The following is a 26,324-nucleotide window of genomic DNA, read 5'->3' on the forward strand; positions in this document are numbered from 1 at the left end:
TTATTAAAGCAAAATCAACAATCGTCACTACTCTTCGAGGAAACCGAGGTTCTTCGCCATGACCATGACCCGACGCCAGCTTGTTGCCTCCATTCCCGCCGCTGCCCTTGCGGCAGGCCTGCCGCGCAGCGCCTATTCTCAGGACGGACGCAAGGTCGTGACGTTCTGGTTCGGCCAGGCGAATTCGGACGGACAGGCCGCGCTGCGCAACGATCTGGTCGAGGCCTTCAACACCTCGCAGGACAAATATCTGCTCCAGCTCGAGGTAAAGGGCGCGGCGGTCAACAACCTCCTGAAGGTCGCCCTCGTTGCCGGCAACGGCCCCGACATCGTGCAGACCGCGGGCCCCGCCTATCTCACCGCGATCGCTAATGCCGGCCAGGTGCTGCCCCTCGACGATTTCGCCGAGAAGTACAAGTGGAAGGATCGTTTCCTCGCACCGCTGCTCAACACCAGCGTCTATGGCGGCAAGCTTTACGCCCTGCCCCGCGACTACGAGTCGATGCACCTGTTCTACAACAAGGAGCTGTTCAAGCAGAACGGCTGGAAGCTGCCGACCAACCGTCAGGAGATGGAAGAGGTCGCCGACGCCGCGCTCGCCAAGGGCATCATCCCCTTCGGCGCCGGCAATGCCGACTGGAAGGGTGTCAACGAATGGCTGATGACGGTGTTCTTCAACAACGTCGCCGGCCCCGATAATGTCCGCAAGGCGCTCGCGGGCGAACTGCCCTGGACGGCGCCGCCTTTCGTCGAGGCGGTCGAGCTGTCAAAAGCCTGGTACAACAAGGGCTATTTCGGCAAGAACTACTTCTCGCTAACGATCGAGCAGAGCTTCCTTCAGGTCGTCAACGCCAAGGCGGCGATGGCGTTCAGCGGCACCTGGTCGTTCGGCACCAAATCCTACGGCATGTCGAAGCCCGACACGGTGATGGACGTGATGCCGACGCCGACGCTGGGCTCGGCCTTCTCGGGCTCGCTGGTGCATCTGGCCTGCGGCGCGACGCTGTCGATCGCAAAAACCTCGCAGAACGCCGAGGGCGCCGCCGCCGTATTCGAGTTCATGCTGACGCGCAAATTCTACGAGACCATGAACCGCGATTGGCCCGGCAAGTGGGCGCTGCCGGTGAAGGACCTGCCGCCGGACATGCTGCAGGGCATCGGCTATCCCCTGTTCGAGAAGACCATTGCGAATCTGCACGAGGCCTTCAGCAAGGGGCAGTACGGCTTCACCACCTGGACGTTCTGGCCCGGCGCCACCAACTCCTACCTGATCGAGGGCATCGAGCAAGTCTGGCTCAACAAGATCACGGCGGATGCGTATCTGACGCGGATGCAGACGCTGTTCGCCCAGGAAGCAAAGGACGGCAAGGTGCCGCCGCTGCCGCCGCGGACGGCCTGACCTCAAGATGTGGCTGTTCGCGCTCCCGGCGCTGCTGATCAATATCTGCATCATCCTGGTGCCCGCCGTGCTGACATTCACGGCTGCGTTCTTCATCTGGGATGGTGTGGGTACGCCGATGTGGGCGGGACTGGCCAATTTCCAGAACATGGCCGCCGATCCCGTGTTCTGGTCCGCGTTGACCAACAACTTCATCTGGACCGCGATCTTTCTCACCGTTCCGGTCTGCCTCGCGCTGGTCATGGCCGCGGCGCTGCTGATGGCGCCGAAGGCGCGCATCGTCGTTCAGTCGATCATCTTCCTACCGCGCATCATCGCGGTCGCGGTCACCGGACGCATCTTCCAAGGCATGATCTTCAGCCCCGCGACCGGAATCGTCGCCTGGCTCAACGAACACGGCTTTTCGATCTCCGACCCCCTCGCGGATCCCGACCGTTCGCTTTACGCGGTCGCGGCGGTGGACATCTGGCACTGGTGGGGCTTTCTCGCCGTCGTGTTCCTGTCGGCGATGCGGCAGATCAGCGTTGACCAGATCGAGGCGGCGCGACTTGATGGCGCCGGCTTCTTCGCGCTGTTCCGCTACGTGCTGATCCCGGGTATCCGCCCAACACTTACTCTCATGCTGATCCTCACCGTGATCTGGTCGTTCCAGGTGTTCGAGTTCATCTTCATCGTCACCCGCGGCGGGCCGGCCTATGGCAGCGAGGTGCTGGCGACGTTTGCCTATCGCCACGCCTTCTTCGAGGGCGATGTCGGCCAGGCCGCGGCGGCCGCCTGCGTCATGAGCCTGTTCGGCCTGTGCGCCACTGCCGTCTATCTCTGGCTCCAGATCACCGACGACGCGCAATCGACATGATCGGGGATCGCTGGAGCAGGACGTTCGCCCTTGGGCTGATCGGCGTCGCATCGTTCAGCTCGCTGCTGCCGATCGTGCTCGCCGTCATGAACGCGCTGAAGACGACGGTCGAGATCGGCAGCAATCCACTGGCGTTACCGACCCAGTTGCACTGGGAGAATTTCTCCTCGGCCTGGCGCAATGCCCAGCTCGGCCCCAGCCTGCTGCACAGCGCCGAGATCGCGATCCTGACCATCGTGATGGTCTGCGTCACCGCGACGCCCTGCGCCTATGTGCTGGCGCGCCAGAAAGGCAAATTCTGGCGCTTCATCACCTTCTACTTCATGGCCACGATCACCGTGCCCGTGCAGCTATACCTCTACCCGCTGTATTTCATCTTCGCGAAGCTCGGCCTCGTCAATTCGATCCCGGCCGTGGCGCTGATCTACACCGCGATGTTCTCGCCGTTCGCGATCTTCCTGCTGCGCACCTATGCGCTGGCGATCCCCGTCGCGCTGGAGGAGGCCGCGCAAGTCGACGGCGCAAAGCCGTGGCAAACGTTCTTCTACGTGATCCTGCCGATGATGCGGCCGGGATTGCTCACGGTTGCCATCATCGTCGGCCTGAATGCCTGGAACGAGTTCGTCATCGCCGTGACGTTCCTGCAAAACGACAGCAACGTCACCGCGATCGTGCGCTTCTACAATCTCACCGGCCAGTATTCGACCGACTGGGGCGAGATGCTCGCCGCCGCCGTGACCATCGTGCTGCCGATCGTCGTGATCTTCGTGCTGCTGCAGCGCCAGTTCATCGACGGCATGACCTCGGGCGCGGTGAAGTCGTAAGATCCCTACTTCTCCTTCACCGGCACCGTGTAGTTCAGGATCAACCGGCCACCATCCGGATAGATCGTCTGCCCCGTGATATAGGACGCATCGTCGCTGGCGAGGAACGCGACGACGGACGCCACCTCGCTCGGCTCACCACCACGGCCAGCCGGCGTGCGTGACATCACGGTCTTGCGGGCATCCTCCGAGGTGTAGATGGACGACGCCACCATGTCGGTCAGGATCGTGCCGGGCCCGACCGCGACGACGCGGATGTTGTGCGGGGCGAGCGCGACGGCGGCGACCGAGGTCAGCTGCTTCATGCCGCCCTTGGAGATGGCGTAGGTCGCAAGCGTCGGGATCGCCAGCAGCGCGTTCACCGAGGACATGTTGATGATGACCCCGCCGCCGCCCTGCGCGATCATCTGCTTGGCCGCCGCCTGCACGCCGAAGAACGCGCCCTTCAGATTGATGCCGATGATTTCGTCGAATTCCTCTTCGGAAATCTCCAGGATGTCGCGGTTGCGGGCGACGCCGGCATTGTTGACCATGATGTCGAGCCGGCCGAATTCTCTGACCGCGGTCGCCACCGCACGATCGACATCCGCACGCCGCGCGACGTGACATGGCACGGCATACAATTCCTTGGGCTTGCCCAGCTCGTTGACCGTCTTCTCGAGCTCATCCGTATCGACGTCCGAGATGACGACCTTGACGCCGTCCTCGAGGAATCGCTTTGCGCACGCCTTGCCTATACCGCGCGCCGCGCCGGTGATGACGGCGACCTTGCCGGATAGTTTCATGGGTCTCACTCCAGGATAGCTGCTTGGGCAGCGAGCTATCCCGGAGAAGACCCCGGTTCAAGCCGCCGCGAAGCCGAGATGAGCACGGAACCGGTTCTTGATAAAGACGGCATCGCGCGAAGGCAGCGAACGCGGCGGATTTTCGGCCAGAACCTTGACGACAAAAAGCCGCGGGCCATCGGACGGCCCGGCGATCTCTGCGGCGAGGCGTTGCACCTCCTCGAGCGTCCGCACGGTCGCGGTTGCGGCAAAGCCGCAGGCGACGGCAATTGCCGTGAGATCGACGCCGCGGCCGGTGTGGCTCGCCTGCATGCCGGTCTCGCCAAAATGCTGGTTGTCGATCACGACGATGTCGAGGTTGCGCGGACGCGCGACGCCGATGGTGGCGATGCCGCCGAGCCCCATCAATTGCTCGCCATCGCCAGTCAAGGCGAGGACGCGCTTTGCCGGCTGGGCTTGCGCGAGCCCAAGAGCGATCAGCGCGGCGCCGCCCATCGCGCCCCAGAGATAGAAATTGCCGTCGTGATCCTCCACGGAATGCAGGTCGTAGGTGGGCGAGCCGAGACCGGAGACGACCAGCGTGTCCTTGCGGTCCTCTAGGAGCGCGGCGACAGCGACGCGACGATCGAGTTGAGCTTGCATTGGCATCACCACTTCTTCTTGCCGATCAGGCGTTGCCCGATCAGAACCGCGATCTGCTGATCGGAATCGTAGGCGAGCGACGACGCCGATTCGACGGTCTCGACCAGATCTTCCGGCGTCTCCGCGCGCATCACTTTCAGCCCGATCGCTTCCAGCGACGGCTGCGTCGCCCGGCTCATCGGCACCTGCCACGGATTGAACTCGGCCCATTCGCCGCGCATCGTCACCAGCATCAGCAGCGGAAAGCGCCCGATCGCCGACAGCGACAGCATGTTGATGCAATTGCCGACCCCGCTCGACTGCATCAGCAGCACGCTGCGCTGGCCACCGAGCCAGGCGCCGGCGGCGATCGCGATGCCCTCCTCTTCCGTCGTCAGCACGTTGGTGGTGACGTCGCGGTCGGCCGAGAACATGCGGATGAGCTGGCTATGGCCGGCATCGGGCACGTAGGACATCTGCCTGACGTCGGCGGCTTTGAGGATACGATAGAGCTCGGACGGCCAGTCGTCGCTGCTGCGCGTTTCGGGATTGGGTTGAGGACTATGCACCGCGAGGTCTCCATGAAATTCGAGCGGACGCTAGCGATTATTCCGCGCGACGGCTCTGACCGTCTGGCACGATCAGGTATTGAAGGATTATATAGCTGCCAGCGAGTTCAGCGCGAACGATGCGCATTGCTGCGCCCTCTCCCCTCGTGGGAGAGGGCACCACCGCAGGTTGACAAGAATTCACTTGGGTGAGGGGTTGCCTCCGCGCACTCATGCGCATCGGTATGCGCCGAGAGATACCTCTCATCCGGCGCTTCGCGCCACCTTCTCCCACATCCGCCTTCGCCAAGGCTTCGGCGGACATGAGGGGAGAAGGAAGAAGACCTCAATTCGCCGCAGACCTTGGCGCGGCCGGCATGTAAATCTGCGCGTAGCCTTCCTTGATCGCCGACGTGATGCGATCCAGCCGGCGGTCGATGTGCTTCTCCAGCACCGAGACGCAGGCCTCTTCGTCGCGCGCCTTCAATCCTTCGACGACTGCGCGGTGCTCAGCCTGGGTGTTGGAGCGGTTGATGCGGTCCATGTCGATCCAGCGCACGAAGCGGATGCGGGCGTTGACGTTGCGCAGCACGCGCAGCATCTCGGCGTTGTTCGACATCCCCATCAGCCGCTCGTGAAAGGTCTCGTCGAGTTCGACCAGCTCCACCGACGAACGCTCGCCGGGATCGGGACCGGTGGCTTCGAGGAATTTCAGGAGCGCGTCGATGTCCTCATCCCCAGCGCGCTTGATGGCGAGGCGGATCGAGGCGACCTCGATCGATTTGCGCAGCTCGTAGAGATCGAAGATCTCGTGGGCGTCGAGCTCGCGGCAGAAGAAGCCCTTGCCCGGCGTGAAGCGCAGGAAGCCTTCGGTGTTGAGACGGTTGAGCGCTTCGCGCAGCGGCGTGCGGCTGACGCCGAGGCGCTTTGCCAGTTCGCCCTCGTTGAGCCGTTCGCCCGGCTTGAACTCATAGCTCACGGCCATCGCCTTGAGCTGTTCATAGACGCGATCGACGATACTATCGGAAGCCAGTTCCACGTTACTCTTCATCAGCTGCATTCATGCCCGAACACAGCCCAATATACCGGGGCTGTATGGACGATTGCAATCCAAACAGCTGCTTAGCACATCTTGTGCAGAGCTTTGCGACAGCCGGACTCAGGCAAACGCGCGCGGGCGCAGTCCAGCATGAAACCAGGTGATCATGGAATAGATGTCGTAGACCGGCAGTCCAACTTCAGCCTGCAAAGCTGCCGCATAAGGCGGCATGTTGGTGCATTCGAGCACGATGGCGCCGACATCGGGGTTCTTCGCGACCAGCTCCATGCCCGCCTCGACCACGTCACGCTCGGCCTGAGCCACATCCATGTCGTCCTTCTCGGCCTTGATCAGGACGCGAAAGAATTCCTTGCCATGCTCGGTACCGACCAGTGGCGTATCGAGCGGCACGCCGGCGCCTTCGAGATGGGCCGGCGTCAAGGTCGAGCCTGACACCGTGACGAGGCCGACGCGTTTGCCCGGCGGCAAGGTCGCCTGCACCCACGGCACCTGCATCAGCGACGAGGTCGCAACGGGAACGCCGACGGCGGCTGCGATCTCCTTCTGGAACAGCGAGAGGAAGCCGCAATTGGTGGTGATGGCTTCCGCGCCCAACCGGACCAGGTCCTTGGCCGCATCGATGAAGTCAGGCAGCAGGCCGGCGGCGCCCTTCAGCACCACCTTCTCCGGCGACGCGCCGCTCACCACACGATAGAGCACGGGGAACGGCCAGGTCGCGCCGTTGCCCATGTCGCCGGGAATGCGGGGAAAGCGCGCTTCCAGCATCAAGATGCCGAGCGGCGCGCCATAGATGGCCTTGCCGCCGCGGGCGATGCGAGAGGACGAGTTGGCTGGATAGGTCATGGTGCGTTCTCAGAGGAAGCGAGTGGGCGCGAACGGCGCAAGCGGAATCTCCGGCTGCTTGCCGCTCAGGAGCTGCGCGACGAGACGGCCGGTGCGGGCCGATCCGACCAGGCCGACATGGCCGTGGCCGAAGGCGTAGACGATATCGCGCGAGGCGCGCGCATGGCCGATGCAGGGCAGCCCATCCGGCATGCTCGGCCGATGACCGAACCAGGTCTTGATGCGCGAGGGCGGAATGTCCTTCGGCAGTTTCGGGAACATGCTGAACAGGTTGTTGCGCAGGATCTCGGCGCGCTTCCAGTTCGGCGCGGCCTCGAGGCCGGCGATCTCGACCGTGCCGGCGGCGCGCAGGCCCTTGTCGGTCCAGTTCACCACCATGCTGACGTCGGACGCCATCATCGAGCTGCGCGGACCCGATTCCGGGTTCTCGATCATGACGTGATAGCCGCGCTCGGTCTCGAGCGGCAAGGGATCGCCGACCGATGCGGTGAGCTGCTTTGACCGCGCGCCGGCGGAGACCACCGCGGCATCGCAAGCAATCTCACCGGTTTCGGTGAGAACGGCAACGAGCTTGTTGCCTGAAAGCTTCAGACCGGTCGCCCTGGCATGAACGAGCTTGGCACCGCTCGCGAGCGCGTGCTGGGCCAGCGCCGCAACGTAAGCGCCGGGATCGCGGCAGCGGCCGGCTTCCTCCACCACCACGCCAAACGTGTAGCGCGGATGCAGATCCGGCTCGCGCTGACGCATCTCGTCGGCGTTCAGCTCCAGCCATTCGACGCCGACCTTCTTGCGCAGGCGCCAGCCGAGATTGCTGTCGAAATTGCCGCGCGACGGGAATACGTGCATCACGCCGTTGCGCTCGACCAACTCAGGCACGCCCGCTTCTTCCGCGAGCTTCTTGTGCAGCAACGGCGCGTCCTTCAGCAGATCGCGCAGCGCAAACGCCGTCTTCTCGACCCGTGCCTCGGTCCAGCCCGAGAGCAAATACTTGATCAGCCAGGGCAGCGCCTTCGGCAAGTAAGACCAGCGGATCGCGAGCGGGCCGAGCGGGTCCATCAGATAACCCGGCACCTTCTTCCAGAGGCCCGGCTCGGCCGGCGGAATCACCGAATGCGAGGAGAGCCAGCCGGCATTGCCATAGCTCGCCGCCTGTTCGCCACCGGGCTCGGCCGCGTCGATCAGCGTGACGCGATGACCCTCGCGTAGCGCCTCGATGGCGCTGATCACGCCGATCGCGCCGGCTCCGATGATGGCGACGTGGCGGCCCTCCGACATCGCTTAGGCCTTCACTGTCGGCACAAAATCCTTGCCGACCGAGATCGCCCTGGAATCGATGATGCAGTGGAGGATCGACGGCTTGCCCGAGGCCAGTGCGCGCTCGAAGGCCGGCGCGAACTCTTCGGTGCGCTCGACGCGCTCGCCATGGCCGCCGAACGCCTTCGCATACATCGCGAAGTCGGGGTTCTTGAGCTGGGTTCCGACGACGCGGCCGGGGTAGTCACGCTCCTGGTGCATGCGGATGGTGCCGTATTGCGAATTGTCGACGACGATGACCACGAGCGGCGCATCGTACTGCACGGCGGTCGCGAATTCCTGGCCGTTCATCAGGAAGCAGCCATCACCTGCAAAGGCGACGACGACGCGATCCGGATATTGCCGTTTTGCGAGCACCGCCGCCGGCACGCCATAGCCCATCGAGCCCGAGGTCGGCGCGAGCTGGGCGGCAAAGCTGTGGAAGCGGTGATGACGGTGGATCCAGCCGGCGTAATTGCCGGCGCCGTTGCAGACGATCGCGTCCTTCGGCAGGCGGTCGCGCAGCCAGGTCATGACCTGGCCGTACTGGAACGTGCCCGGCAACTCACGCGCCTTATCGGTCCAGGCGAGGTAATCGGCATGCGCCTTGGCGGCCTCGCCCTTCCAGGCAACGGCGCCAGCGGGCTTCAGCGTCTCGACTGCGGCGGCGAACGCGGCGGGCGTCGCCTGGATCGCGAGCGCCGGCTGATAGATGCGGCCGAGCTCTTCGGAGCCCGGGTGAACGTGGATCAGCTTCTGCTGCGGGGTCGGAATGTCGAGCAGCGTGTAGGACGAGGACGGCATCTCCGACATGCGGCCGCCGATGAGGAGAATGACGTCGGCGCCATCGATACGCGCCTTCAGGCCCGGGCTCGGCCCGATGCCGAGATCGCCGGCATAATGCGAATGATCGGCGTCGATCAGCGAGGCCCGGCGGAACGAGGTCGCGACCGGCAGGTCGAACCGCTCGGCAAAGCGCGCGATGCTCCTGGTCGCCTCATCCGTCCAGCGCGAGCCGCCGAGGATGACCAGCGGCGCCTTGGCGCTCGCGAGCATGGCGCCGACGCGCTCGATATCAGCAGGCGCGGGCCAGCTCACGGCCGGCTCGATGCGCATGGCGTCCGCAACGGCCGCGGTTTCGGTCAGCATGTTCTCCGGCAGCGCGATCACCACGGGACCCGGACGGCCCTGCATCGCGACCCGGAAGGCGCGCGCGACCAGCTCCGGAATGCGATCGGGGCGATCGATCTCGACCGCCCACTTGGCCATGGTGCCGAACACCGCCTTGTAGTCGAGCTCCTGGAACGCCTCGCGCTCGCGCATGCCGGTGTCGACCTGTCCGACGAACAGGATCATCGGCGTCGAATCCTGCATCGCGATGTGGACGCCGTGGCTGGCATTGGTGGCGCCGGGGCCGCGGGTGACGAAGCAGATTCCGGGACGGCCGGTCAGCTTGCCATAGGCTTCCGCCATCATCGCAGCACCGCCTTCGGCGCGGCAGATCACGACGTCGATCGGGCTGTCATGCAGCGCATCGAGCGCCGCGAGGTAGCTCTCGCCCGGCACGCAGGTGACGCGCTCGACGCCTTGGGCGACGAGCTGATCGATCAGGATCTGGCCCCCGGTGCGGGTGTTGCGAATGGTCATGACGGCTCCCTGCAGGCTTTGGCGATGCGCATCACGGCTTCGCGCAAGTTTTGTTCCGAGGTGGCGTAGGACAGGCCGACAGGGGGCGCAAGTGCGAAAGGCCTGCCGTCTCCTGCGCAGGCATCATGCCCGGCTTCGATGATTGCACTACCGGCCCGCCGCGATGATGCGGCGGCAATGATCGAGCGCCGCGCCGATCAGGTTGTCGCTCGCCTCCGGCGTACGGAACGCCGAATGCGCCGACAGCGTCACGTTCGGCAGCTTCGTGAGCGGATGGCCCGCCGGCAGCGGCTCGACGGTGAAGACGTCGAGGCCGGCATGCGCAATGTGGCCCGCGTGGAGCGCGTCGAGCATCGCGTCCTCGTCGACCACGGCGCCGCGCGCGGTGTTGATTAGGATGCTGCCGGGACGCATCTGCGCGATGCGTTCGCGTGACAGAAAACCCTTGGTCTCGTCGTTGAGCAACAGATGCAGCGAGACGACGTGGCTATCCGCGAGCAGCTTCTCCAGCGGAACGAACTCGACGCCCGGATGCGTCTTCGGCGTCCTGTTCCAGGCGATCACCTTCATGCCGCAGCCCGCCGCCATCCGCGCGGCTTCCGCGGCGATGCCGCCGAAGCCGATCAGGCCAAGCGTCTTGCCCGTGAGCTGGACAGCGTCGCGGCGCAGCCAGTTGCCCTCGCGCATGCCACGATCCATCTCGCCAAAGCTTTTTGCTGAGGCCCACATCAATGCAATCGCGCATTCGGCGACCGCGGTGTCGCCGTAGCCCTTGATGGTGTGAACCGAGATGCCGCGGTCGGCGAGCTCCTCGGGATTCATGTAGCTGCGCGCGCCGGTGCCGAGGAAGACGACATGCTTCAGCGTCGCGCACCTGGCGGCAATCGCCGTCGGCACCGCGGTGTGGTCGACGATCATGATCTCCACACCATCGAGAAGGCGCGGCAGGTCGTCTGGCGAGATGGCGGGATTACGGTTCACGCTGACCGGGAGGTTTTCCGCGCGCAGCAGCTTTTCGGTCACTGCGGCAAGGGTGTCGTTGGCGTCGACGAAAAGGGCGCGCACGGGCCTGTCTGTCCTCTTGGAATTAAAAATACCGTATTGCATTTTAAACTGAATACAGAAATAGTCCAGACGCCGGGTTTAATGTCCAGCCTCCCCAGGAGAACTGCCATGAATCGCAGGGATGCACTCGCCACTGTCGCCCTCGCCGGTGCCGCGATGGCAACCGGTTCGGCCAAGGCCGACACCCCATCCGGCTCCACGCTCGAGCGGATCAAGAAGAGCGGCGTGCTGCGGATCGCCGTGATCGCCGGCCAGGATCCCTATTTCCACAAGGACCTCACCACCAATCAATGGTCGGGCGCCTGCATCGACATGGCGAACGACATCGCCGGCAAGCTCGGCGCCAAGGTCGAGACGTTGGAATCGACTTGGGGCAACCAGATCCTGGATCTCCAGGCGGACAAGGTCGACCTCGCCTTCGCCGTGAATCCGACGCCGGAACGCTCGCTGGTCATCGACTTCTCGACGCCGATCCTGGTGCACTCCTTCACCGTCATCACCAAGAAGGGTTTTGCCAAGCCGCAGACCTGGGCCGAGCTCAACAAGCCGGAGGTCAAGATCGCCGTCGACATCGGCTCGACCCATGAGACCATCGCGCGCCGCTATTGCCCGAAGGCGACGATCCTCGGCTTCAAGGAGCGCAACGAGGCGATCCTCGCCGTCGCAACCGGACGCGCGGACTGCAACATCTCGCTGGCGGTGCTGTCGATCGCGACCTTGAAGAAGAATCCGACGCTCGGCGATCTCGCGGTGCCGCGGCCGCTGCTCACGCTTCCGACCAACATGGGCATCCGCGCCGAAGGCGACCGGCGCTACAAGGATTTCCTCAGCGCCTGGGCCGACTACAACCGCTCGCTGGGTCAGACCCGCGAATGGATGCTGAAGGGTTTCGAAGCGGTCGGCCTCAGCGCCGACGACATTCCCGGCGAAGTGCAGTTCTGATCCCAGGCTGCGTCGCCCGAACCCTTGATGAAACGGGCCTGAGACGCCGGTTGCGGCCGCTAAGCGTTGGCTCGCGCACGCTGCAACACGCATGAGGCAGCATGGCAGCAAGCCTAGCCGCCCTCTCCTTGCACCCAACCCGTCGCAATCGCGCTCGCCCAAATGAACATGCCTTTGTTGCGCGCCAGTGCGGCCATGGCCGCGGTGTCGTAGGGCACGTAGCGGATCGTCGCGGACCAGCCTGCGCCGGCATGCTCCAGGATCGCGTAGCACGCATGAGGCGTGCCGACCTCGACCACGTAGGGAACGGGCACTTTCCCGTCATAGCCGGGCAAGCCGACGCTGCCGGGATTCACGACCAGCCGTCCATCCCTCAAACGCACCACGCGCGGAATATGCGTGTGGGCGCACAGGATGATCTCAGCGTCGATCCCCTCAGCTTCAGCCTCGATCGCGTCGATGCCGCTCGGACGCGGGCAGCCGTCGTCGGCGATGTGGTCGAGCCAGAAAGCTGCGTCATCCCTTGGCGATCCATGGCACAGGAACACCCGTCCCTTATACGTGAGCGTGGACGGCATGCTTGCCATCCACTCGAAATGCTTGCGCGCGAGCTCACGGAAATCGCTGCGAGCGGAGCCGCCGGCCTGCCAGAGCTCGACGAGGATTCGATCCTGATCGCCCCGTATCGACGGAAAGCCCCGCGCCATCAACAGGTCCGCGGTCTTGGCTGCCTCGAGCGGGCCACTGACGTGGTCACCGAGGTTCACGACCTCGTCGATGCCGGCCGTGGCGATGTCCGCAAGAACGGCTTCAAGTGCCGAACGATTCCCATGCACGTCCGCGATGGCAGCAAATCTCATTTGGCCCCTCCCATTCGGAATGGCCGATTGTTCGCGCTATGCGGGGATGCAGTTCTGGCTAGTTTGTTTAGCTACGTCTCTTTAGCTGCATTTGTAGAAGCGCCCGCAAGCTGAGGATCAAATCGGCGCTGGCAGAAGAATTACACGATCGTGGTTGCCAGGCAAGCGACGCGAGTTACGAACTGTCGCGGCAATGCCGACGTGACCTCGGGAAAATAACGCGCTACGTTTCCCGGACAAGACCAAGAGGAAATGCCAATCGTGTACGACTTCATTATCGTCGGCGGCGGCTCGGCGGGGTCCGTGCTGGCCCACCGGCTCTCCGCAAAGAGCGCCAACAAGGTCCTGCTGTGCGAGGCCGGACAGGACACACCGCCCGGCAACGAGCCCGCCGAGATCAGGGACAGCTATCCGGGCACGGCCTATTTCGATCCCCGCTTCCATTGGACCGAACTCAAGGTCACGACCCAGATCGTCAGCCACAACAATCCGAACGAAGCGCGTCCTCCTTTACGCAAATACGAGCAGGCGCGCGTGCTGGGCGGCGGCTCGTCGATCAACGGCCAGATGGCCAACCGCGGCGCACCGACCGACTACGATGAATGGGACGCGCGGGGCGCCGACGGCTGGAGCTGGAACGACGTGCTGCCCTTCTTCAAGAAGGTCGAGCGCGACCTCGATTTCGACGGGCCGTACCACGGCAAGGACGGCCGAATTCCGGTACGCAGAATTCCGCGTGAACACTGGACGCGGCATTCGCAGGCGTTCGCCGACGCCTTCCAGCAGGCCGGCCATCAGTTCGTGCCTGACCAGAACGGCGAGTTCGTCGACGGCTATTTTCCGGTGACGCATTCCAATCAGGCCGAGCAACGCGTCTCGGCCGCGATGGGCTATCTCGATCGTGACACGCGCAAGCGCGCCAATCTCACCATCTCCACCAACACGCAGGTGAGAGAGCTGCTGTTCGAAGGCACGCAATGCGTCGGCGTGAAGGCGATGGTCGACGGACGGGAACAGGAATTCCGCGGCCGCGAGATCATCCTCTCCAGCGGCGCGATCCATTCGCCGGCGCATCTCCTGCGCGCCGGCATCGGCCCGGTCGGTCATCTCAAGGATATGGGCATTCCGGTCCTGATGGGACTGGCAGGCGTCGGCCAGCGCCTGATGGATCATCCCTCGATTTCGCTGTCGTCCTTTGTCCGCCGCGGCGCGCGCATGAACGAGCACACTAGGCGCCACATGCAGCTTGGCCTGCGTTATTCATCCGGGCTGTCGGGCGTACCGAAGGGCGACATGTTCGTCGTCCTGCTCAGCAAATCGGCCTGGCACGCGGTCGGCGAGCAGATCGGCTCGCTGCTGACCTTCGTCAACAAGACCTATTCCGAGACCGGACAGGTCAAGCTCGCCTCGCGCGATCCCGCCGCCGAGCCGATCGTCGAGTTCAATCTGCTGTCCGACCGCCGCGACCTCGATCGTCTGATGAGCGGCTTCCGCAAGATGGCGGCCGTGCAGATGAGCGACTTGGTCAAGGCGGTGACGGACAAGCCGTTTCCGGCCGCCTATACGGACAAGGTGCGCAAGATCGGCGTGGTCAATACCAAAAACAGGATCCTGACCAAGATCGCCGCGACCTTGATGGACGGGCCGGCGGCGCTACGCCACTACCTGATCGACAATTTCGTCGTCGAAGGTTTCACCTTCGACCAGGTGATGAACGACGACGATGCGCTGGAAGCCTTCGTCCGCAAGGCGACCATCGGGGTGTGGCACGCCTCGTGCTCATGCCGCATGGGCCGGGCCGACGATCCGATGGCGGTGGTCGATAGCCAGGGCCGCGTCAAAGGCATCCAGGGCCTGCGCGTCGTCGACGCCTCGATCTTCCCCGTGGTGCCATGCGCCAACACCAATTTTCCGGTGCTGATGTCGGCGGAGAAGATCGCTGCGGCAATGGTGCAGTGAGCGCTATCCGCTATTGCCCCGATGCACCCGAGGCTTGGCGCCCCACAGCGATACGAGCGAACGTCCACGTCAGACCGTACGTTGGGTGGCGGCGGCAGTTGGGACGAATGGCCATGCCAACATTGCAAGTTCTACGACGCGGCGAAGCTCGCCAACCGTCGCGCCGGCTTGCGGCAAATTCATTATCGCCTGCAACACACCAAGGTAGTGCCACGCTAATCCGTCGATGTCCGCCGTCGCCGCCAATTCTCCACTTGCAACCGCCTCGCGTAAAATGCTGCCGAGGATCGCGCGCTGCCGCATAAGTCCCTGCCGCGCGACCGACTGGCCCGCCGGAGGCAGATCGACCATCTCAGCGCACGATCGGGTCAGCATGCATCCCGCGGGCCGCGCCGTCTTGCCTCCTCTGGGCAGGAATTCGTGCAACAACGCTTCGAGCTGTTGGCGCTTCGTGTCGGCTCGAACGGCGCTCATGCGCCGCTCGACGCGCTCGATGTAAGCCGAAAGGACCTCTTCGAATAGCCCGTCCTTGTCTTGAAATCGCTTGTACATACTCGACCGCGACAGGCCCATCGCCGTCGTCAGTTGATCGATCGACGAAGCCGAATAGCCGTGACGCCAGAACACATCCATCGCGGAATTGATCACGGCATCGTCATCGAATTGGGGTTTTCCACTCATGCCATTCCCACTTGACATCATGGAACGATCGTTCCAAGTATCTTGAACTGATCGTTCCAAGATACGGAAGGTTATCCGGATGTTCAACCCCTCCCAGCGTGGCGCTGGCCGCACGCGCATTGCGGTGGCGGGAGCCACAGGTCGCGTCGGCTCCGCCTTGATTTCGAAACTGTTCACGGAACCGGTTGAGATTGTGGCATTGACCCGCACGTCGGATGCTGGACGTCTGCCGTCCGGAGTTTCGCTGGCGACCGTGGACTTCGATGCGCGATCGACTTTGGACAACGCGCTGCGCGGAGCTGACCGTCTGTTCCTCGCCCACGGCACGTCCCCCCGGCAAGTCGCCAACGAAATTGCGCTGATCGACGCAGCCGTGGCCGCCGGCGTAGGCCACATCGTCAAATTGTCTGTGTTGGGACCACCGTCTCGGCTGCATCCGTTCGACTGGCATACGCAAATTGAGGCGCATCTTGCGACCTGCGACGTAGGCTTCACGGTTTTGCGGCCATCGAGTTTCGTCGATATCCTGGCGCGGGCTGGCGCTCCAGTTGCCAATGACGCATGGGGCGGGGCAGCCGGCGATGGATTGGTCAACCTGATCGACACACGCGATGTGGCGGACTCGGCTTTCGCAGTCCTTCTCGACGACGCGCACGCAACTTCCCAGCGCGCCTATCACCTGACCGGGCCAGCCGCGGTCAGCATGCCTGAGATAGCAAGTGAAGTGTCCAGATTGCTTGGACGAGTCGTCACATATCAGCACCGAAGCCCCGCGGAGCAGCGTGAGAAGCTATTGGCGTCCGGGCTCACCGAATTTGTCGCCGACCTACTGCTCGGTCTGGATCGCCTTTTCTACGAATCGGTCCTCGCAGAAACCACGTCGACTGTTCGCGAGTTGACGGGCCACGCTCCGCGCCCGGTAACCGATTGGCTGAGCGACAACATCTCGGTGTTTCGAAAATAGCTGAAACCGAGGCGACGCATCATAGGGTCTGATCTCATGGTGCCGCCTTGCTACATCGCAGTCATAGCTTGCACCCCACCGGACCGCGCCGATAGCTCCGCCCACACGCGGAAGCGCGCGCCGTCGTTGAGCGGCACGATGTGAAACGGCTGGCCGAAGATCGCGAGCGGCTCATTTCCCGGCTCGAACCGCGGCCAGGCTTGCACGACATCCGGCATGCCGGTCGTGACGAAGCGCAAGACGCTCGCCTGAAACCGCGCGGCGACATCGATGTCATCAGGCGTCATCGGGCCGCCCTTGCGCTTGAGGATCGGCCGATCAATGAAATCAGGCAGATGCGCCCACAGGCAGGCATTGTCCGCGCCATGGGTCGGTCCCTGCGACAGGAACGGCTCCAGGGCCGGGCGATGATCGAACCGGCTCAACCACACCGCGCCGCCTGCCGCAGCATGAAGCCGCGCGAGATCGGCCATGGGGCGATGCCAGAACGCATCCGACAGCAGCGCCTCGTACGGATCCTCGTCAAGGCGCGCGGTGGCGCGGTAATAGGATAGCAGTCGGCACCAGCCGGCATAGTCGAACGCAGCGCGCACCTGCCGCTCGGTGGTGCGGATCATCGCCGCCGGCGGCTTGCTCTTCAGGAACATCACCATCTCGTCGCGGCAGGAGCCGAGCCAGAGCGGAATGTTGCGCAAAGTTCCGTCGGCGAAGACGTCGCGCGGCTCGCGCGGGATGACCGTGCCGTCGAGCACCGGACCGAACACGGTGCCTGCGTCCGTCTCGTCCGCGAGCCTGCGTCCAACGCGCTCTGCCGCCGCAAACAGCGTTGGCAGCGGCACGGACGCAATCGCGCTGGGATCGGGCACAAGCTCGAGCTCCTCGAGCACGTGGCGCGCGACATCATCTGCGTGACCCGCACTCATGATGTTGCGCCCGGGCGTACTCAGCGCGAGCGCACGAATAAACTTGCCTCTTGCCTGCGGCAGGGTTGCGAGCGCTATCACCATGGAGGCGCCGGCAGATTGTCCCGACAGCGTAATCGCATCCGGATCGCCGCCGAAGTTCGCGATGTTGGCACGGACCCAATTGAGCGCTGCGAGCGTATCCTGGAGCGCGAGGTTGTTGGCTTCGGCAAGGCCGTAGCGATGCAGTTGCAGGAAACCGAGCGGCCCGAGCCGGTAGTTGATGGTGACAATGACGGCTGGGCCGTGGGCGGCGAGGAAGGAACCGTCATAGTCGGCGCCGCCGCCGGTGACGAAGGCGCCGCCATGGATGAAGAAATTGACCGGCAGCGGGTGATCCGCCGCCGGCGCCCAGATGTTCAGGCTGAGACAGGATTCCTCGTCAGCATGATCGAGATGGCCGGGCTGCGGCGCGTAGGCGCCGTAGTCCGTGCAGCGGCGCGGCTCGGTCCACGCGAGCGGCGGTGTCGCCCTGGCAAAGCGCCGCGCGATTGCGAACGGTACGCCCTTGAATGCTCGTAGGCCGTTCTGCTCGGCGCCGACGATCGGTCCGCTCGTGGTCGGAACTGCATTGGTCAACATGCGACTGTTACTCTGTCTTGTCTCAAGCGCGCTGCTTTCCGAGATCGGCGATGTCGACATTGTGGGTTTCGCGCGCGGTGGCCGCTGATGCCGCCGAGATCACGCAGCAGCAGGCAACGAAGATTGCCACGGGAATCCAGCCGTTCGGTCCCTCGCCGACCAGGCTTGCACTCACCAGCGGCGTGAAGCCGGCGGCGAGGAAGCCGAGCTGCGTGCCGATCGCCGTGCCGGAGTAACGCACGCGCGCGTCGAACATCTCCGCATAGAACGACGGCCAGATCGCATTCGGCGCGGCGTAGATGACACCCGAGAGGATCATCGCCGCGGCGAAGATCGCCAGCGTATTCCCCGATGTCACCAGCATGAAGTACGGGAACACCAGCGCCGCACAGCCGAGCACGCCTCCGATGAACACCGGCTTGCGGCCGATCCTGTCGGCCAGCAGCGCCCACAGCGGCTGGGTGATCAGCGCCGTGACATTGCCGAGCACGCCGGCCCACAGCATGGTCGGGCGCGCGACGCCGAACTTGCTGGTGGCATAGCCGAGCGCGAACACCGCGGTCATCGTGCTCACGGTCGCAATCAGCGCGCAGACGATGACGCGCAGCACATCCGGCCAGTAGTCGCGCAAGAGCGTAACGACGGGGAAGCGCGCCACCTGCGCCTTGTCCTTGATGTCTTCGAAGACAGGCGTTTCCGGCATGGTCCTTCGCACCAGATAGGCGACCAGCAGCACGAGCGCGGAGAGCAGGAACGGAATGCGCCAGCCCCAGCTCAACAACTGGTCTTCCGGCAGACTCGACACCGGGATGAACACCAATGTCGCAAGGATCGCGCCGGCCTGGGTGCCGCTCAGGGTCCAGCTCGTGAAGAAGGCGCGGTTGGAATTGGCGGAATGCTCCAGCGTCAGCGAGTTGGCTCCGCTCTGCTCGCCGGCAGCCGACAGGCCCTGCAACAGACGGAGCAGCGTCAGGATGACAGGCGCGGCATTGCCGATCGTCTTGGCATCCGGCAACAGGCCGATCGCCAGCGTCGAGCCGCCCATCAGCACCAGCGTGAACAAGAGCACCGTCTTGCGGCCGATGCGGTCGCCGAAATGGCCGAGAATGACGGCGCCGACCGGGCGCGCGATATAGCCGATACCGAAGGAGAGCAACGCGAGCAGCGTTGCGGTCGGTGGATCGACATTGGCGAAGAACACTTTTGGAAAGATCAGCGCGGCAGCGGTGCCGTAGATGAAGAAGTCGTAGTATTCGAGCATGCTGCCGACGAAGCTGACCAGCGCGGCGCGCTTCGGCAGCTTGTTCGGCGTGGCTTCCGCGCTGGATGATGCGCGCAGCGGTGCGGTTGACGTCAACGTCATTGAAGGCTCCTCCCCATCTGGCCGGTGCGGTTCGCGTCAGGCAGGTCGCCTCGCGCGCGTTTTCTGGTTCTGGTTGCCGCAACTTTGGTCTGGAGCAATAATGTACGAACTAGTACGTTTATGTAATAGGCGTTGGATCAATGCTACAGCAGGCGAAATTTGCCTTCACCTTCAAGGTGATCCGTGGAAACTGGCGGGAGAAACAGTAATGCTCGAGCGCATGCCGCCCCCATCGAAGCGCACCAACGATCCTGAGCGCACCAAGCGCGACATCCTCGAAGTGGCGATGGCCGAATTCGCCTCGGAGGGCTATTCCGGCGCCCGCGTCGATGCGATCGCGGCACGGACGCGCACATCCAAGCGGATGATCTATTATTATTTCGGCGGCAAGGAGCAGCTCTACCTCGCGGTGCTGGAGGAGGCCTATCGCAGCATCCGCGCGCTGGAGGACCAGCTCGACATCGAAAGCTGCGATGCCCGGGAGGGATTGCGCCGGCTGATCGAGGCCACCTTCGACCATGACGAGCGCAATCCGAACTTCATCCGCCTCGTCAGCATCGAGAACATCCACCACGGCAAGCACCTCAAGCAGAATCTGCAACTGCGCCAGCTCAACGCCAGCGTGATCGCGACACTCGACGGCATCCTCGAACGCGGCCGCGGCGAAGGCGTCTTCCGCGACGACGTCGACGCCATCGACCTGCACCTCGCCATCTCCTCCTACTGCTTCTTCCGCGTCGCCAACCGCCACACGTTTGGGGCGCTGTTCGACCGCGACCTCAGCGAGCCCAGGGTGCTGGCGAAGAGCCGGACGCAGATCGTGGAGATGATCTTGGCGTGGCTGGGGGCGAAGGCTTAGCAGCCACCACGCACTCGCTGTCATGCCCCGGCTTGACCGGGCATCCAGTACGCTGCGGCCTATCGGCCTAATCACCACTGTCTCTGGAATACTGGATCGCCCGATCAAGTCGGGCGATGACACCGAGAATGGGGCGGCATCGCGCTCACCCGCTCCTCTTCCCCCGCGTGCTCGCCAGCAGCACCAGCATGAACGACGCCGCCGTCATCAGCGTCGAGATCGCGGCAATGGTCGGGTCGATCTCGTCGCGGAGCGCGGTGAACATGCGCTTGGTCAGCGGCTGATACTGGCCGCCGGAAATGAACAACGCGACGATGGTCTCGTCCATCGCCGAGATGAAGGCGAAGATGCCGCCCGCGACCACGCTCGACTTGATCTGCGGCAGCGTCACCGCGAAGAAGCTGCGCAGGCGGTTCATGCCGAGGCTGCGCGCCACCATCTCCTGCGCCGGATCGAAGCTCTGCAAGCCCGCAAGCACCGAGATGACGACATAGGGCAAGCCCAGCATCACATTCGCCAGCACGAGGCCGGGCATGGTCGCGACCAGGCCGACCTTTGCATAGACGAAGAAAATGCCGACCGCAGTGATGATGATCGGCACCACCAGCGGCAGCAGCAGCGCCATATGGAACATGCGCATGATGCGCAGCTTCGACTGGCTGATCGCGTAGGCCGCCGCAACCCCGCACGGCGTTGCGATCAGGACAGTGAAGAACGCGACCGTCAGCGTCACCCGCGTCGCCTGCATCCAGGCCGGATTGGCGAAATATTGCTGGTACCAGCGCAGCGAGAACGACGGCGGCGGGAACGTCAGGAAGCGCGCACTGGAGAACGAGATCGGGGCGATGATCAGGACGGGAAGGATCAGATAGACCAGCACCAGCGCGCTGATCACGTAGAGGACAATCCGTGCGGGCGAAGTGCGCGTCATTTCTGCCCCAACACGCGATCGAGGGAGATGAAGCGGCTGACGGCGAAGAAGATCAGGAGCACGCTCAGGAGCAGCACCACGGCGACCGCGCTCGCGGCGCCGAACTGGTTGTAGAGCTCGACATTGCGGCTGACCAGCATCGACACCATCACGGTGCGGCCGCCGCCGAGCAATTCCGGCGTGATGTAGAAGCCGAGGCAGAGCACGAACACCATGGTGCAGCCGGCGAGCACGCCCGGCAGCGACAGCGGCAGGAACACGCGGAAGAACGTCAGCGACGGGCTCGCCCCCAGGCTCGCGCCGGCCTGCATCAAATCGCCGGGGATCTTCTGCATGGTGGCATAGAGCGGCAGCACCATGAACGGCAGCAGGATGTGCACGGTCGCAACCACCGTGCCGAACGTGTTGTGCACCAGCGCGAGCGGCTCGGAGATGACATCGAGATAGCGCAGGAACTGGTTGATCACGCCGGTGCGCTGGAGCAGCGCCAGCCAGGCATAGGCGCGGACCAGCACGCTGGTCCAGAACGGCAGCACCACCAGCGACAGGATGAGGATGCTCCAGCCCTTCGGCACCGCGTTGGCGAGGTAGGCGACGGGATAGCCGAGCAGCAACGCGATGACTGTCACGGCGAGGCTGATCTCGAAGGTCAGCGCAAAGCTGCGCCAGTAGATGTCTTCCGTAAAGACCCGGCGATAGTTCTCCAGCGTAAAACCGTCATGGTAGATCGACTGCCAGGCGAGCCAGCCGACCGGCAGCACGATCAGAGCCAGGATCACCAGCAGCGCCGGCGACACCAATGCCAGCATCAGCGCATGCTCGCGGCGCTGATGCTTTTGGGAGGAATCTGGCACTGTTATCGTCAACGCTGCCTCGCTCACTTCTGCATGAACGACGCCCAGCGCTTCTCGGCGGCCTCGCCCGCGGGCGAGGACCACCAGGCGTAGGACATCAGCGCCTGCTTGGCCGCGTTCGCCGGCTCGCTCGGCAATTGCGCGGCGCGCTCGGGCTTGATCACGCCGGTCTCGAACGCCTTCGGATTGCCCGGGCCGTAGTCGATGTTGAGCGGAAGATTGGCCTGGTGCACGGGATCGACGGCCTCATTGAGGAATTTGACTGCCGTCTCCAGATTCGGCGCGCCCTTGAGGATGCAGAGCGAGGTGCTCTGAAGAACGCCCTGGTTGTAGGTGAAGGAGACCTTCGCGCCCTCCTTCGCCACCGCGCTGACGCGGCCGTTCCAGGCCATCTCCATGTCGACTTCGCCGTCATTGAGAAGCTGCGCCGACTGCGCGCCTGAGGTCCACCACACCGTGATGTGCGGCTTGATCTCTTCCAGCTTCTTGAAGGCGCGGTCGACGTCGAGCGGGTAGAGCTTGTCGGGCGCGACGCCGTCGGCCATCAGCGCGGCCTCCAGGGTAGCGAACGGATGGTTGCGCAACGCGCGGCGGCCGGGAAATTTCTTCACGTCCCAGAAATCGGCCCAGCTGTTCGGCGCGTCCTTCGGGAAGGTCTTCTGGCTGTAGGACAGCACGCTGGAATAGAACTCGTAGGACACCGAATAGGGACTGCGATAGGCCTCCGGCATCGCCGCGCCGTTTGGAATCTTCGAGAAGTCGAGCTTCTCGATCAGCCCCTGCTCGCCGCCGCGCAGGCAGTTGCCTGTCGGGGTATCCACCACGTCCCAGATCGGCTTGCCGCTGCCGACCTGCGTCTTGATCGCGGGCCAGGCGTCGGGAATGGAGTCCTGGTTGATGGTGATGCCGAGCTTCTTGGCGGAGGGATCGAGGATCGCCACCGTCTGCGCCGCCTGATAGGCGCCGCCTTGCGAGACGAAGGTGATCTGCTCGGCGGCATCAGCCGCGGTGGTAAATCCGATTGCGCCCAGCACGGCAAAGCCCAATCCAAAATTGCGTGTCGTCGTCATCCTCGCCTCCTCCATCGCCAAAGAGATCTCACTGACCGATCGCATCGAGAAACTGGTACCAGCCGGCGACCATGCGCACGGCCGGCTCGCGCAGGGGATAGAACGGGATCGCCTTCATGCGCCTGATATCGAGCAGCCCGACCTCGGGCGTCTCGCCGCGCACGAAGGCCGCGAGATAGCGGCCCATCAGGCTCGACATCGCAACGCCGGCGCCATTGTAGCCCATCGAGACCAACGTGCGGTCGTCGAGCCGGCCGATATGCGGCACCGAGTCCAGCGTCATGCCGACGAGGCCCGACCATTTGTAGGCGATCGGAACGTCGGCAAGGCCAGGGAAGATGCCGACCATCGCCTTGCGCAAGGCGTCGAAGGCAGCCTGCGAGTCCTGCTTGCCGAAAGCACCGCGGCCGCCGAAGATGACGCGGTTGTCGACCATGCGGAACCAGCGCATCATGCGCTTGGTCTCGGTGTAGGTGCGCCCGGTCGGCATCAGCTTGCCCGCGAGATTGCGTGGCAGCTGCTCCGTCGCGACCAGCGCACTGCGGAACGGGATCAGCGTGCGCTGCATCTGCGCAGTCGCACTGGTGAGATCGGAATAGCTGTTGGTGGCGATGATCGCCTGTTTCGCGCGCACCGCGCCTTGCGGCGTCTCGGCGACAATGCCGTCCTTCTCGCGCCGGAGTTTGACCACCGGCGACTCCTGGAAGATCGGAACGCCACGGCGCCCGACGCCTTCGGCGAGCCCTCGCAGATAGTTCAGCGGATGGATGCCGCCGGAGCCGGGATTGAGCACGCCGCCGACAAAAATGTCGGAGCCGGTTTCGTCACGCACCCCGCGCTTGTCGAGGATGCGGACTTCGGCGGAGCCCATCTCGCGCGTCATCCAATTGGCTTCGTCGATCGCGGCCTTCAGCGTCGTCTCGTTATGCGCGGCCTTGACCTGGCCCGTGCGCGTCAGCGCCGCGCTGGTGATGCCGAACTCGGAGACCAGCTCCTCGACCATGTCAGTCGATTCATGCGCGATCTCGTACATGCGCCGCGCCATGGCGCGGCCATGCGCGGCGTCGATCTCGCGGAACGACAGGCGAAATTTTGCGGTGATCACCCCGCCATTGCGCCCGCTCGCGCCCCAGCCCGGCCGGTTGGCCTCGAGCACAACCGGCGACAAGCCGCTCTTGGCGATGTGGTGCGCCGCGGAGAGGCCCGTGTAGCCTGCACCGATGATCACCACGTCCGCCTGTCGCTCACCCGACAGCACGGGAAACGCGCGCGCCGGCTCCGCCGTGGCTTCCCACAGCGAATTGGCCGATGGCAATGCGCTCCAGTCCCGTGCCATGCCGCCGCTCATGCCTTACGCCGCCGGTCCGATCGCCGCGTCCGCGAGCGCCTTCAGCGTCGAAAAGTGGAAGTCCGGTTTGGTCAGCGTCTCGACCGCCGGCGTGCCGCCGAAACCGCCGATGCCCTGGCGACGCTCGATCCAGCACACCTTGTAGCCGAGCTTTCGCGCGATCCCGATGTCGTGGTACTGGCTCTGCGCGACGTGCAGAATGTCGGACTGCTTGTAGCCGAACGCGGACTGACGCCCCTTGTTGAAGGCGAAGAACTCCGGGTTCGGCTTGGCAACGCCGGTATCGTCGGCGCAGACGGTGTCGTCGAAGGGATTGCCGAGCGCGTGCGCGTAGCAGGAGAGCGCGACGCGGTCCGCATTGGTCATCGCCACCAGCCGGAACTTCGTGCGCAAGCGCTTCAGCGCCTCGACCGAATCCGCAAACGGCCCCCAGCGCAACACCGAGAGCTGGAACACGTCGCAGGACGCATCGTCGGAGGGAAGTCCGAGCTCCTTGGCGAGATGGCGATAGACGTGGAACATCGCCTCGCTCGAGCGCTCATAATGCTTGTCGCGGCCGCGCTTGTAGGGCTCGAAGATCTGCTCGTCGCTGAGCTCGGCCGGCGACTTGCCGGAGATCTTGCGCACCGCGGAAAGCACGCCGGTCTCGAAATCGATCAAGGTGCCGACGACGTCGAAGGTGAGAACCTTGAAATTGCTGAACGAGGCTGCTGACGACATCTTTGGTTTCTTCTCTCGGTTGAACAGGGCTTGAGTTCAGTCCCCCGCCCTGGGGACAACGATGGTGTCCTCGGGGTGAAGGGTCACGGTGAGGCTGCCGCCGAGCGGCGGGATGCGGCTGTAGGCCTGGTGATAGCTCGGCTGGCGCAGGCTGAGCGCGATGCCATCGGTGAGCGCCAGGAAGATGCGGAGACTCTCGCCCTGGTAGACGATGTCGATGACCGTCCCGGTCAGCCGGTTGCAGGCGTCATCCTGCGCGCCGTCGTCGATCAGGAGCTTTTCGCTGTGCACGGCGAGCATCAGCGCATCGCCGTCCGGAATCGCGCGGGCGCTACGCAGCAGCGCATTTCCGAGCGCGACGCTGGAGGCATCGACGCGGCGAACCGGCAGCATCGTCGCTTCGCCGATGAAGCTCGCGACGAAGGAGTCCGCGGGATGATCGTGCAGCCGCTCGGGCGCGTCGATCTGGATCAACCGGCCGTCCTTCATCACGGCGACGCGGTCGCTCATGGTCAGCGCTTCGCGCTGGTCGTGGGTGACGTAGATGATGGTGGCGCCGATGCGCTTGTGCAGTGTGCGCAGCTCGATCTGCATGGATTCGCGCAGCTGCTTGTCGAGCGCTGAGAGCGGCTCGTCCATCAGGATCAGGCGCGGCTCGAAGATCATCGCACGCGCCAGCGCCACGCGCTGGCGCTGGCCGCCGGAGAGCTGCGCGATGCCGCGCTCTTCATAGCCGGCGAGGCCGACCATCGCGAGCGCTGCGCGCACCTTGTCGGGCCAGCTCGCTTTCGGCAGGCGCCGCGCGCGCAGGGGAAAGGCGACGTTCTCGCCGACGCTCATATGCGGGAACAGCGCGTAGTTCTGGAACACCACGCCGATGTCGCGCTTGTGCGGCGGCATCCAGGTGACATCACGACCGCCGAACAGGATGGTTCCGCGCGATGGCAGGATGAAGCCGCCGAGAATTCCAAGCAGCGTGGTCTTGCCGGAGCCGGAGGGCCCGAGCAGCGAGACGAACTCGCCGGCGCCGACATTGAGCGAAACGTCGTCGAGAGCGCGAACGGCGCCATACGCCTTGCTCGCGGACCTGATCTCGACGCTTTCCGCTCGTTTGTCCAACGATCGACCTCGCCTCGTTCCCTGCAATGGCGTGCCTCACTGCGCGCCATAAGCCTGCTTTATAGACAGGAATTTTGAGCACTCACGGCCGAAGCGTGCACCGCACCAAATCTTCGTTCGCAGGCCCTATCTTTAGGCTGTGATGCCAATGACACCAGACTTGGCAAAA

General features: G+C 64.2%; 25 protein-coding genes. 7 read left to right on the forward strand and 18 right to left on the reverse strand.

Features of this window, described 5'->3' with window-relative positions:
* Positions 1-58 precede the first annotated feature (58 nt).
* Genes AC5ZFO_RS16415 through AC5ZFO_RS16425 form a run of 3 tightly spaced genes read left to right on the forward strand, consistent with a single transcriptional unit; the run spans position 59 to position 3,079 of the window.
* Complete coding sequence (locus tag AC5ZFO_RS16415) at positions 59-1,399, forward strand: ABC transporter substrate-binding protein (protein ID WP_282522970.1); 1,341 nt, start codon at positions 59-61, stop codon at positions 1,397-1,399.
* 7 nt (positions 1,400-1,406) lie between these two features.
* On the forward strand, positions 1,407-2,255 hold the full coding sequence (locus tag AC5ZFO_RS16420) for a carbohydrate ABC transporter permease (RefSeq protein WP_028156517.1): 849 nt from the start codon (positions 1,407-1,409) through the stop codon (positions 2,253-2,255).
* Positions 2,252-3,079, forward strand: coding sequence for a carbohydrate ABC transporter permease (locus AC5ZFO_RS16425; RefSeq protein WP_254140142.1), 828 nt, complete (start codon positions 2,252-2,254; stop codon positions 3,077-3,079). The genes AC5ZFO_RS16420 and AC5ZFO_RS16425 overlap by 4 nt, the downstream gene beginning before the upstream one ends.
* Before the next feature lie 5 nt (positions 3,080-3,084).
* Here the strand turns inward: AC5ZFO_RS16425 and AC5ZFO_RS16430 are convergent, their stop codons facing one another.
* The 8 genes from AC5ZFO_RS16430 to AC5ZFO_RS16465 all read right to left on the reverse strand — a co-directional run bounded on the left by AC5ZFO_RS16430 (position 3,085) and on the right by AC5ZFO_RS16465 (position 10,941).
* Positions 3,085-3,864: an SDR family NAD(P)-dependent oxidoreductase gene (locus AC5ZFO_RS16430; RefSeq protein ID WP_282522971.1), complete on the reverse strand. Its 780-nt coding sequence runs from the start codon at positions 3,862-3,864 to the stop codon at positions 3,085-3,087.
* Between the two features lie 57 nt (positions 3,865-3,921).
* Positions 3,922-4,512 carry a thiamine pyrophosphate-dependent enzyme gene (locus tag AC5ZFO_RS16435; RefSeq protein ID WP_282522972.1) on the reverse strand — a complete coding sequence of 197 codons (591 nt, stop codon included), beginning with the start codon at positions 4,510-4,512 and terminating at the stop codon, positions 3,922-3,924.
* Positions 4,512-5,054, reverse strand: a complete 543-nt coding sequence (locus AC5ZFO_RS16440) for a thiamine pyrophosphate-binding protein (RefSeq protein ID WP_282522973.1) — start codon at positions 5,052-5,054, stop codon at positions 4,512-4,514. Before AC5ZFO_RS16440 ends, AC5ZFO_RS16435 begins: the two co-directional genes overlap by 1 nt.
* Positions 5,055-5,379: 325 nt before the next feature.
* Positions 5,380-6,084: a GntR family transcriptional regulator gene (locus tag AC5ZFO_RS16445; RefSeq protein ID WP_282522974.1), complete on the reverse strand. Its 705-nt coding sequence runs from the start codon at positions 6,082-6,084 to the stop codon at positions 5,380-5,382.
* A 108-nt stretch (positions 6,085-6,192) separates the two neighbouring features.
* On the reverse strand, positions 6,193-6,936 hold the full coding sequence (locus AC5ZFO_RS16450) for an aspartate/glutamate racemase family protein (RefSeq protein WP_282522975.1): 744 nt from the start codon (positions 6,934-6,936) through the stop codon (positions 6,193-6,195).
* 9 nt (positions 6,937-6,945) lie between these two features.
* Positions 6,946-8,211, reverse strand: coding sequence for an NAD(P)/FAD-dependent oxidoreductase (locus AC5ZFO_RS16455; RefSeq protein WP_282522976.1), 1,266 nt, complete (start codon positions 8,209-8,211; stop codon positions 6,946-6,948).
* 3 nt (positions 8,212-8,214) lie between these two features.
* Complete coding sequence (locus tag AC5ZFO_RS16460; protein ID WP_282522977.1) at positions 8,215-9,876, reverse strand: thiamine pyrophosphate-binding protein; 1,662 nt, start codon at positions 9,874-9,876, stop codon at positions 8,215-8,217.
* Positions 9,877-10,023: 147 nt separating this feature from the next.
* Positions 10,024-10,941: an NAD(P)-dependent oxidoreductase gene (locus AC5ZFO_RS16465; protein WP_282522978.1), complete on the reverse strand. Its 918-nt coding sequence runs from the start codon at positions 10,939-10,941 to the stop codon at positions 10,024-10,026.
* Between the two features lie 108 nt (positions 10,942-11,049).
* On the opposite strand from AC5ZFO_RS16465, the gene AC5ZFO_RS16470 reads away from it, so the two are divergent.
* Entirely contained in the window at positions 11,050-11,883 is an 834-nt protein-coding gene (locus AC5ZFO_RS16470; RefSeq protein WP_282522979.1) for a transporter substrate-binding domain-containing protein, read from the forward strand.
* A gap of 113 nt (positions 11,884-11,996) precedes the next feature.
* On the opposite strand, the gene AC5ZFO_RS16475 is transcribed toward AC5ZFO_RS16470, so the two are convergent.
* Complete coding sequence (locus AC5ZFO_RS16475) at positions 11,997-12,743, reverse strand: metallophosphoesterase family protein (RefSeq protein WP_282522980.1); 747 nt, start codon at positions 12,741-12,743, stop codon at positions 11,997-11,999.
* Positions 12,744-13,004: 261 nt separating this feature from the next.
* On the opposite strand from AC5ZFO_RS16475, the gene AC5ZFO_RS16480 reads away from it, so the two are divergent.
* Positions 13,005-14,702, forward strand: a complete 1,698-nt coding sequence (locus AC5ZFO_RS16480; protein ID WP_496122234.1) for a GMC family oxidoreductase — start codon at positions 13,005-13,007, stop codon at positions 14,700-14,702.
* A gap of 69 nt (positions 14,703-14,771) precedes the next feature.
* On the opposite strand, the gene AC5ZFO_RS16485 is transcribed toward AC5ZFO_RS16480, so the two are convergent.
* A complete protein-coding gene (locus AC5ZFO_RS16485; protein ID WP_282522982.1) occupies positions 14,772-15,383 on the reverse strand; it encodes a TetR/AcrR family transcriptional regulator in 612 nt (203 codons plus the stop codon).
* Positions 15,384-15,462: 79 nt separating this feature from the next.
* On the opposite strand from AC5ZFO_RS16485, the gene AC5ZFO_RS16490 reads away from it, so the two are divergent.
* Positions 15,463-16,347, forward strand: a complete 885-nt coding sequence (locus tag AC5ZFO_RS16490) for an NmrA family NAD(P)-binding protein (protein WP_282522983.1) — start codon at positions 15,463-15,465, stop codon at positions 16,345-16,347.
* 50 nt (positions 16,348-16,397) lie between these two features.
* Here AC5ZFO_RS16490 and AC5ZFO_RS16495 read toward each other — a convergent pair whose 3' ends face one another.
* The gene (locus AC5ZFO_RS16495; RefSeq protein WP_282522984.1) at positions 16,398-17,891 is read right to left on the reverse strand and encodes a carboxylesterase family protein; all 1,494 of its coding nucleotides are present in this window, start codon (positions 17,889-17,891) and stop codon (positions 16,398-16,400) included.
* A gap of 22 nt (positions 17,892-17,913) precedes the next feature.
* Positions 17,914-19,254 (reverse strand): MFS transporter, encoded by a 1,341-nt coding sequence (locus AC5ZFO_RS16500; protein ID WP_282522985.1) that lies wholly within the window; start codon positions 19,252-19,254, stop codon positions 17,914-17,916.
* Between the two features lie 208 nt (positions 19,255-19,462).
* On the opposite strand from AC5ZFO_RS16500, the gene AC5ZFO_RS16505 reads away from it, so the two are divergent.
* On the forward strand, positions 19,463-20,113 hold the full coding sequence (locus AC5ZFO_RS16505) for a TetR/AcrR family transcriptional regulator (protein WP_085405284.1): 651 nt from the start codon (positions 19,463-19,465) through the stop codon (positions 20,111-20,113).
* Between the two features lie 145 nt (positions 20,114-20,258).
* Here AC5ZFO_RS16505 and AC5ZFO_RS16510 read toward each other — a convergent pair whose 3' ends face one another.
* From AC5ZFO_RS16510 to AC5ZFO_RS16535, 6 genes are all read right to left on the reverse strand, one after another.
* Entirely contained in the window at positions 20,259-21,044 is a 786-nt protein-coding gene (locus tag AC5ZFO_RS16510) for an ABC transporter permease (protein WP_282522986.1), read from the reverse strand.
* The gene (locus tag AC5ZFO_RS16515) at positions 21,041-21,853 is read right to left on the reverse strand and encodes an ABC transporter permease (RefSeq protein ID WP_282523022.1); all 813 of its coding nucleotides are present in this window, start codon (positions 21,851-21,853) and stop codon (positions 21,041-21,043) included. The genes AC5ZFO_RS16510 and AC5ZFO_RS16515 overlap by 4 nt, the downstream gene beginning before the upstream one ends.
* Positions 21,854-21,921: 68 nt before the next feature.
* A complete protein-coding gene (locus tag AC5ZFO_RS16520; protein ID WP_282522987.1) occupies positions 21,922-22,968 on the reverse strand; it encodes an ABC transporter substrate-binding protein in 1,047 nt (348 codons plus the stop codon).
* 28 nt (positions 22,969-22,996) lie between these two features.
* Positions 22,997-24,304, reverse strand: coding sequence for an NAD(P)/FAD-dependent oxidoreductase (locus AC5ZFO_RS16525; protein WP_496122244.1), 1,308 nt, complete (start codon positions 24,302-24,304; stop codon positions 22,997-22,999).
* Positions 24,305-24,319: 15 nt separating this feature from the next.
* Positions 24,320-25,036, reverse strand: coding sequence for an HAD family hydrolase (locus AC5ZFO_RS16530; RefSeq protein WP_282522989.1), 717 nt, complete (start codon positions 25,034-25,036; stop codon positions 24,320-24,322).
* Between the two features lie 36 nt (positions 25,037-25,072).
* Positions 25,073-26,155, reverse strand: a complete 1,083-nt coding sequence (locus AC5ZFO_RS16535; RefSeq protein WP_282522990.1) for an ABC transporter ATP-binding protein — start codon at positions 26,153-26,155, stop codon at positions 25,073-25,075.
* Positions 26,156-26,324 lie beyond the last annotated feature (169 nt).

The sequence above is a fragment of the Bradyrhizobium sp. Unk1 genome, assembly GCF_059512345.1.

Excerpts from the sequence above, each read along its gene's own strand:
- AC5ZFO_RS16470 (WP_282522979.1), top strand. The coding sequence starts at position 11,050 with ATGAATCGCAGGGATGCACTCGCCACTGTCGCCCTCGCCGGTGCCGCG.
- AC5ZFO_RS16475 (WP_282522980.1), bottom strand. The coding sequence starts at position 12,743 with ATGAGATTTGCTGCCATCGCGGACGTGCATGGGAATCGTTCGGCACTT.
- AC5ZFO_RS16430 (WP_282522971.1), bottom strand. The coding sequence starts at position 3,864 with ATGAAACTATCCGGCAAGGTCGCCGTCATCACCGGCGCGGCGCGCGGT.
- AC5ZFO_RS16515 (WP_282523022.1), bottom strand. The coding sequence starts at position 21,853 with ATGCTGGCATTGGTGTCGCCGGCGCTGCTGGTGATCCTGGCTCTGATC.
- AC5ZFO_RS16425 (WP_254140142.1), top strand. The coding sequence starts at position 2,252 with ATGATCGGGGATCGCTGGAGCAGGACGTTCGCCCTTGGGCTGATCGGC.
- AC5ZFO_RS16510 (WP_282522986.1), bottom strand. The coding sequence starts at position 21,044 with ATGACGCGCACTTCGCCCGCACGGATTGTCCTCTACGTGATCAGCGCG.
- AC5ZFO_RS16455 (WP_282522976.1), bottom strand. The coding sequence starts at position 8,211 with ATGTCGGAGGGCCGCCACGTCGCCATCATCGGAGCCGGCGCGATCGGC.
- AC5ZFO_RS16435 (WP_282522972.1), bottom strand. The coding sequence starts at position 4,512 with ATGCCAATGCAAGCTCAACTCGATCGTCGCGTCGCTGTCGCCGCGCTC.
- AC5ZFO_RS16530 (WP_282522989.1), bottom strand. The coding sequence starts at position 25,036 with ATGTCGTCAGCAGCCTCGTTCAGCAATTTCAAGGTTCTCACCTTCGAC.
- AC5ZFO_RS16505 (WP_085405284.1), top strand. The coding sequence starts at position 19,463 with ATGCTCGAGCGCATGCCGCCCCCATCGAAGCGCACCAACGATCCTGAG.
- AC5ZFO_RS16520 (WP_282522987.1), bottom strand. The coding sequence starts at position 22,968 with ATGACGACGACACGCAATTTTGGATTGGGCTTTGCCGTGCTGGGCGCA.
- AC5ZFO_RS16445 (WP_282522974.1), bottom strand. The coding sequence starts at position 6,084 with ATGAAGAGTAACGTGGAACTGGCTTCCGATAGTATCGTCGATCGCGTC.
- AC5ZFO_RS16450 (WP_282522975.1), bottom strand. The coding sequence starts at position 6,936 with ATGACCTATCCAGCCAACTCGTCCTCTCGCATCGCCCGCGGCGGCAAG.
- AC5ZFO_RS16495 (WP_282522984.1), bottom strand. The coding sequence starts at position 17,891 with ATGTTGACCAATGCAGTTCCGACCACGAGCGGACCGATCGTCGGCGCC.
- AC5ZFO_RS16420 (WP_028156517.1), top strand. The coding sequence starts at position 1,407 with ATGTGGCTGTTCGCGCTCCCGGCGCTGCTGATCAATATCTGCATCATC.
- AC5ZFO_RS16525 (WP_496122244.1), bottom strand. The coding sequence starts at position 24,304 with ATGGCACGGGACTGGAGCGCATTGCCATCGGCCAATTCGCTGTGGGAA.
- AC5ZFO_RS16485 (WP_282522982.1), bottom strand. The coding sequence starts at position 15,383 with ATGAGTGGAAAACCCCAATTCGATGACGATGCCGTGATCAATTCCGCG.
- AC5ZFO_RS16460 (WP_282522977.1), bottom strand. The coding sequence starts at position 9,876 with ATGACCATTCGCAACACCCGCACCGGGGGCCAGATCCTGATCGATCAG.
- AC5ZFO_RS16490 (WP_282522983.1), top strand. The coding sequence starts at position 15,463 with ATGTTCAACCCCTCCCAGCGTGGCGCTGGCCGCACGCGCATTGCGGTG.
- AC5ZFO_RS16415 (WP_282522970.1), top strand. The coding sequence starts at position 59 with ATGACCATGACCCGACGCCAGCTTGTTGCCTCCATTCCCGCCGCTGCC.
- AC5ZFO_RS16500 (WP_282522985.1), bottom strand. The coding sequence starts at position 19,254 with ATGACGTTGACGTCAACCGCACCGCTGCGCGCATCATCCAGCGCGGAA.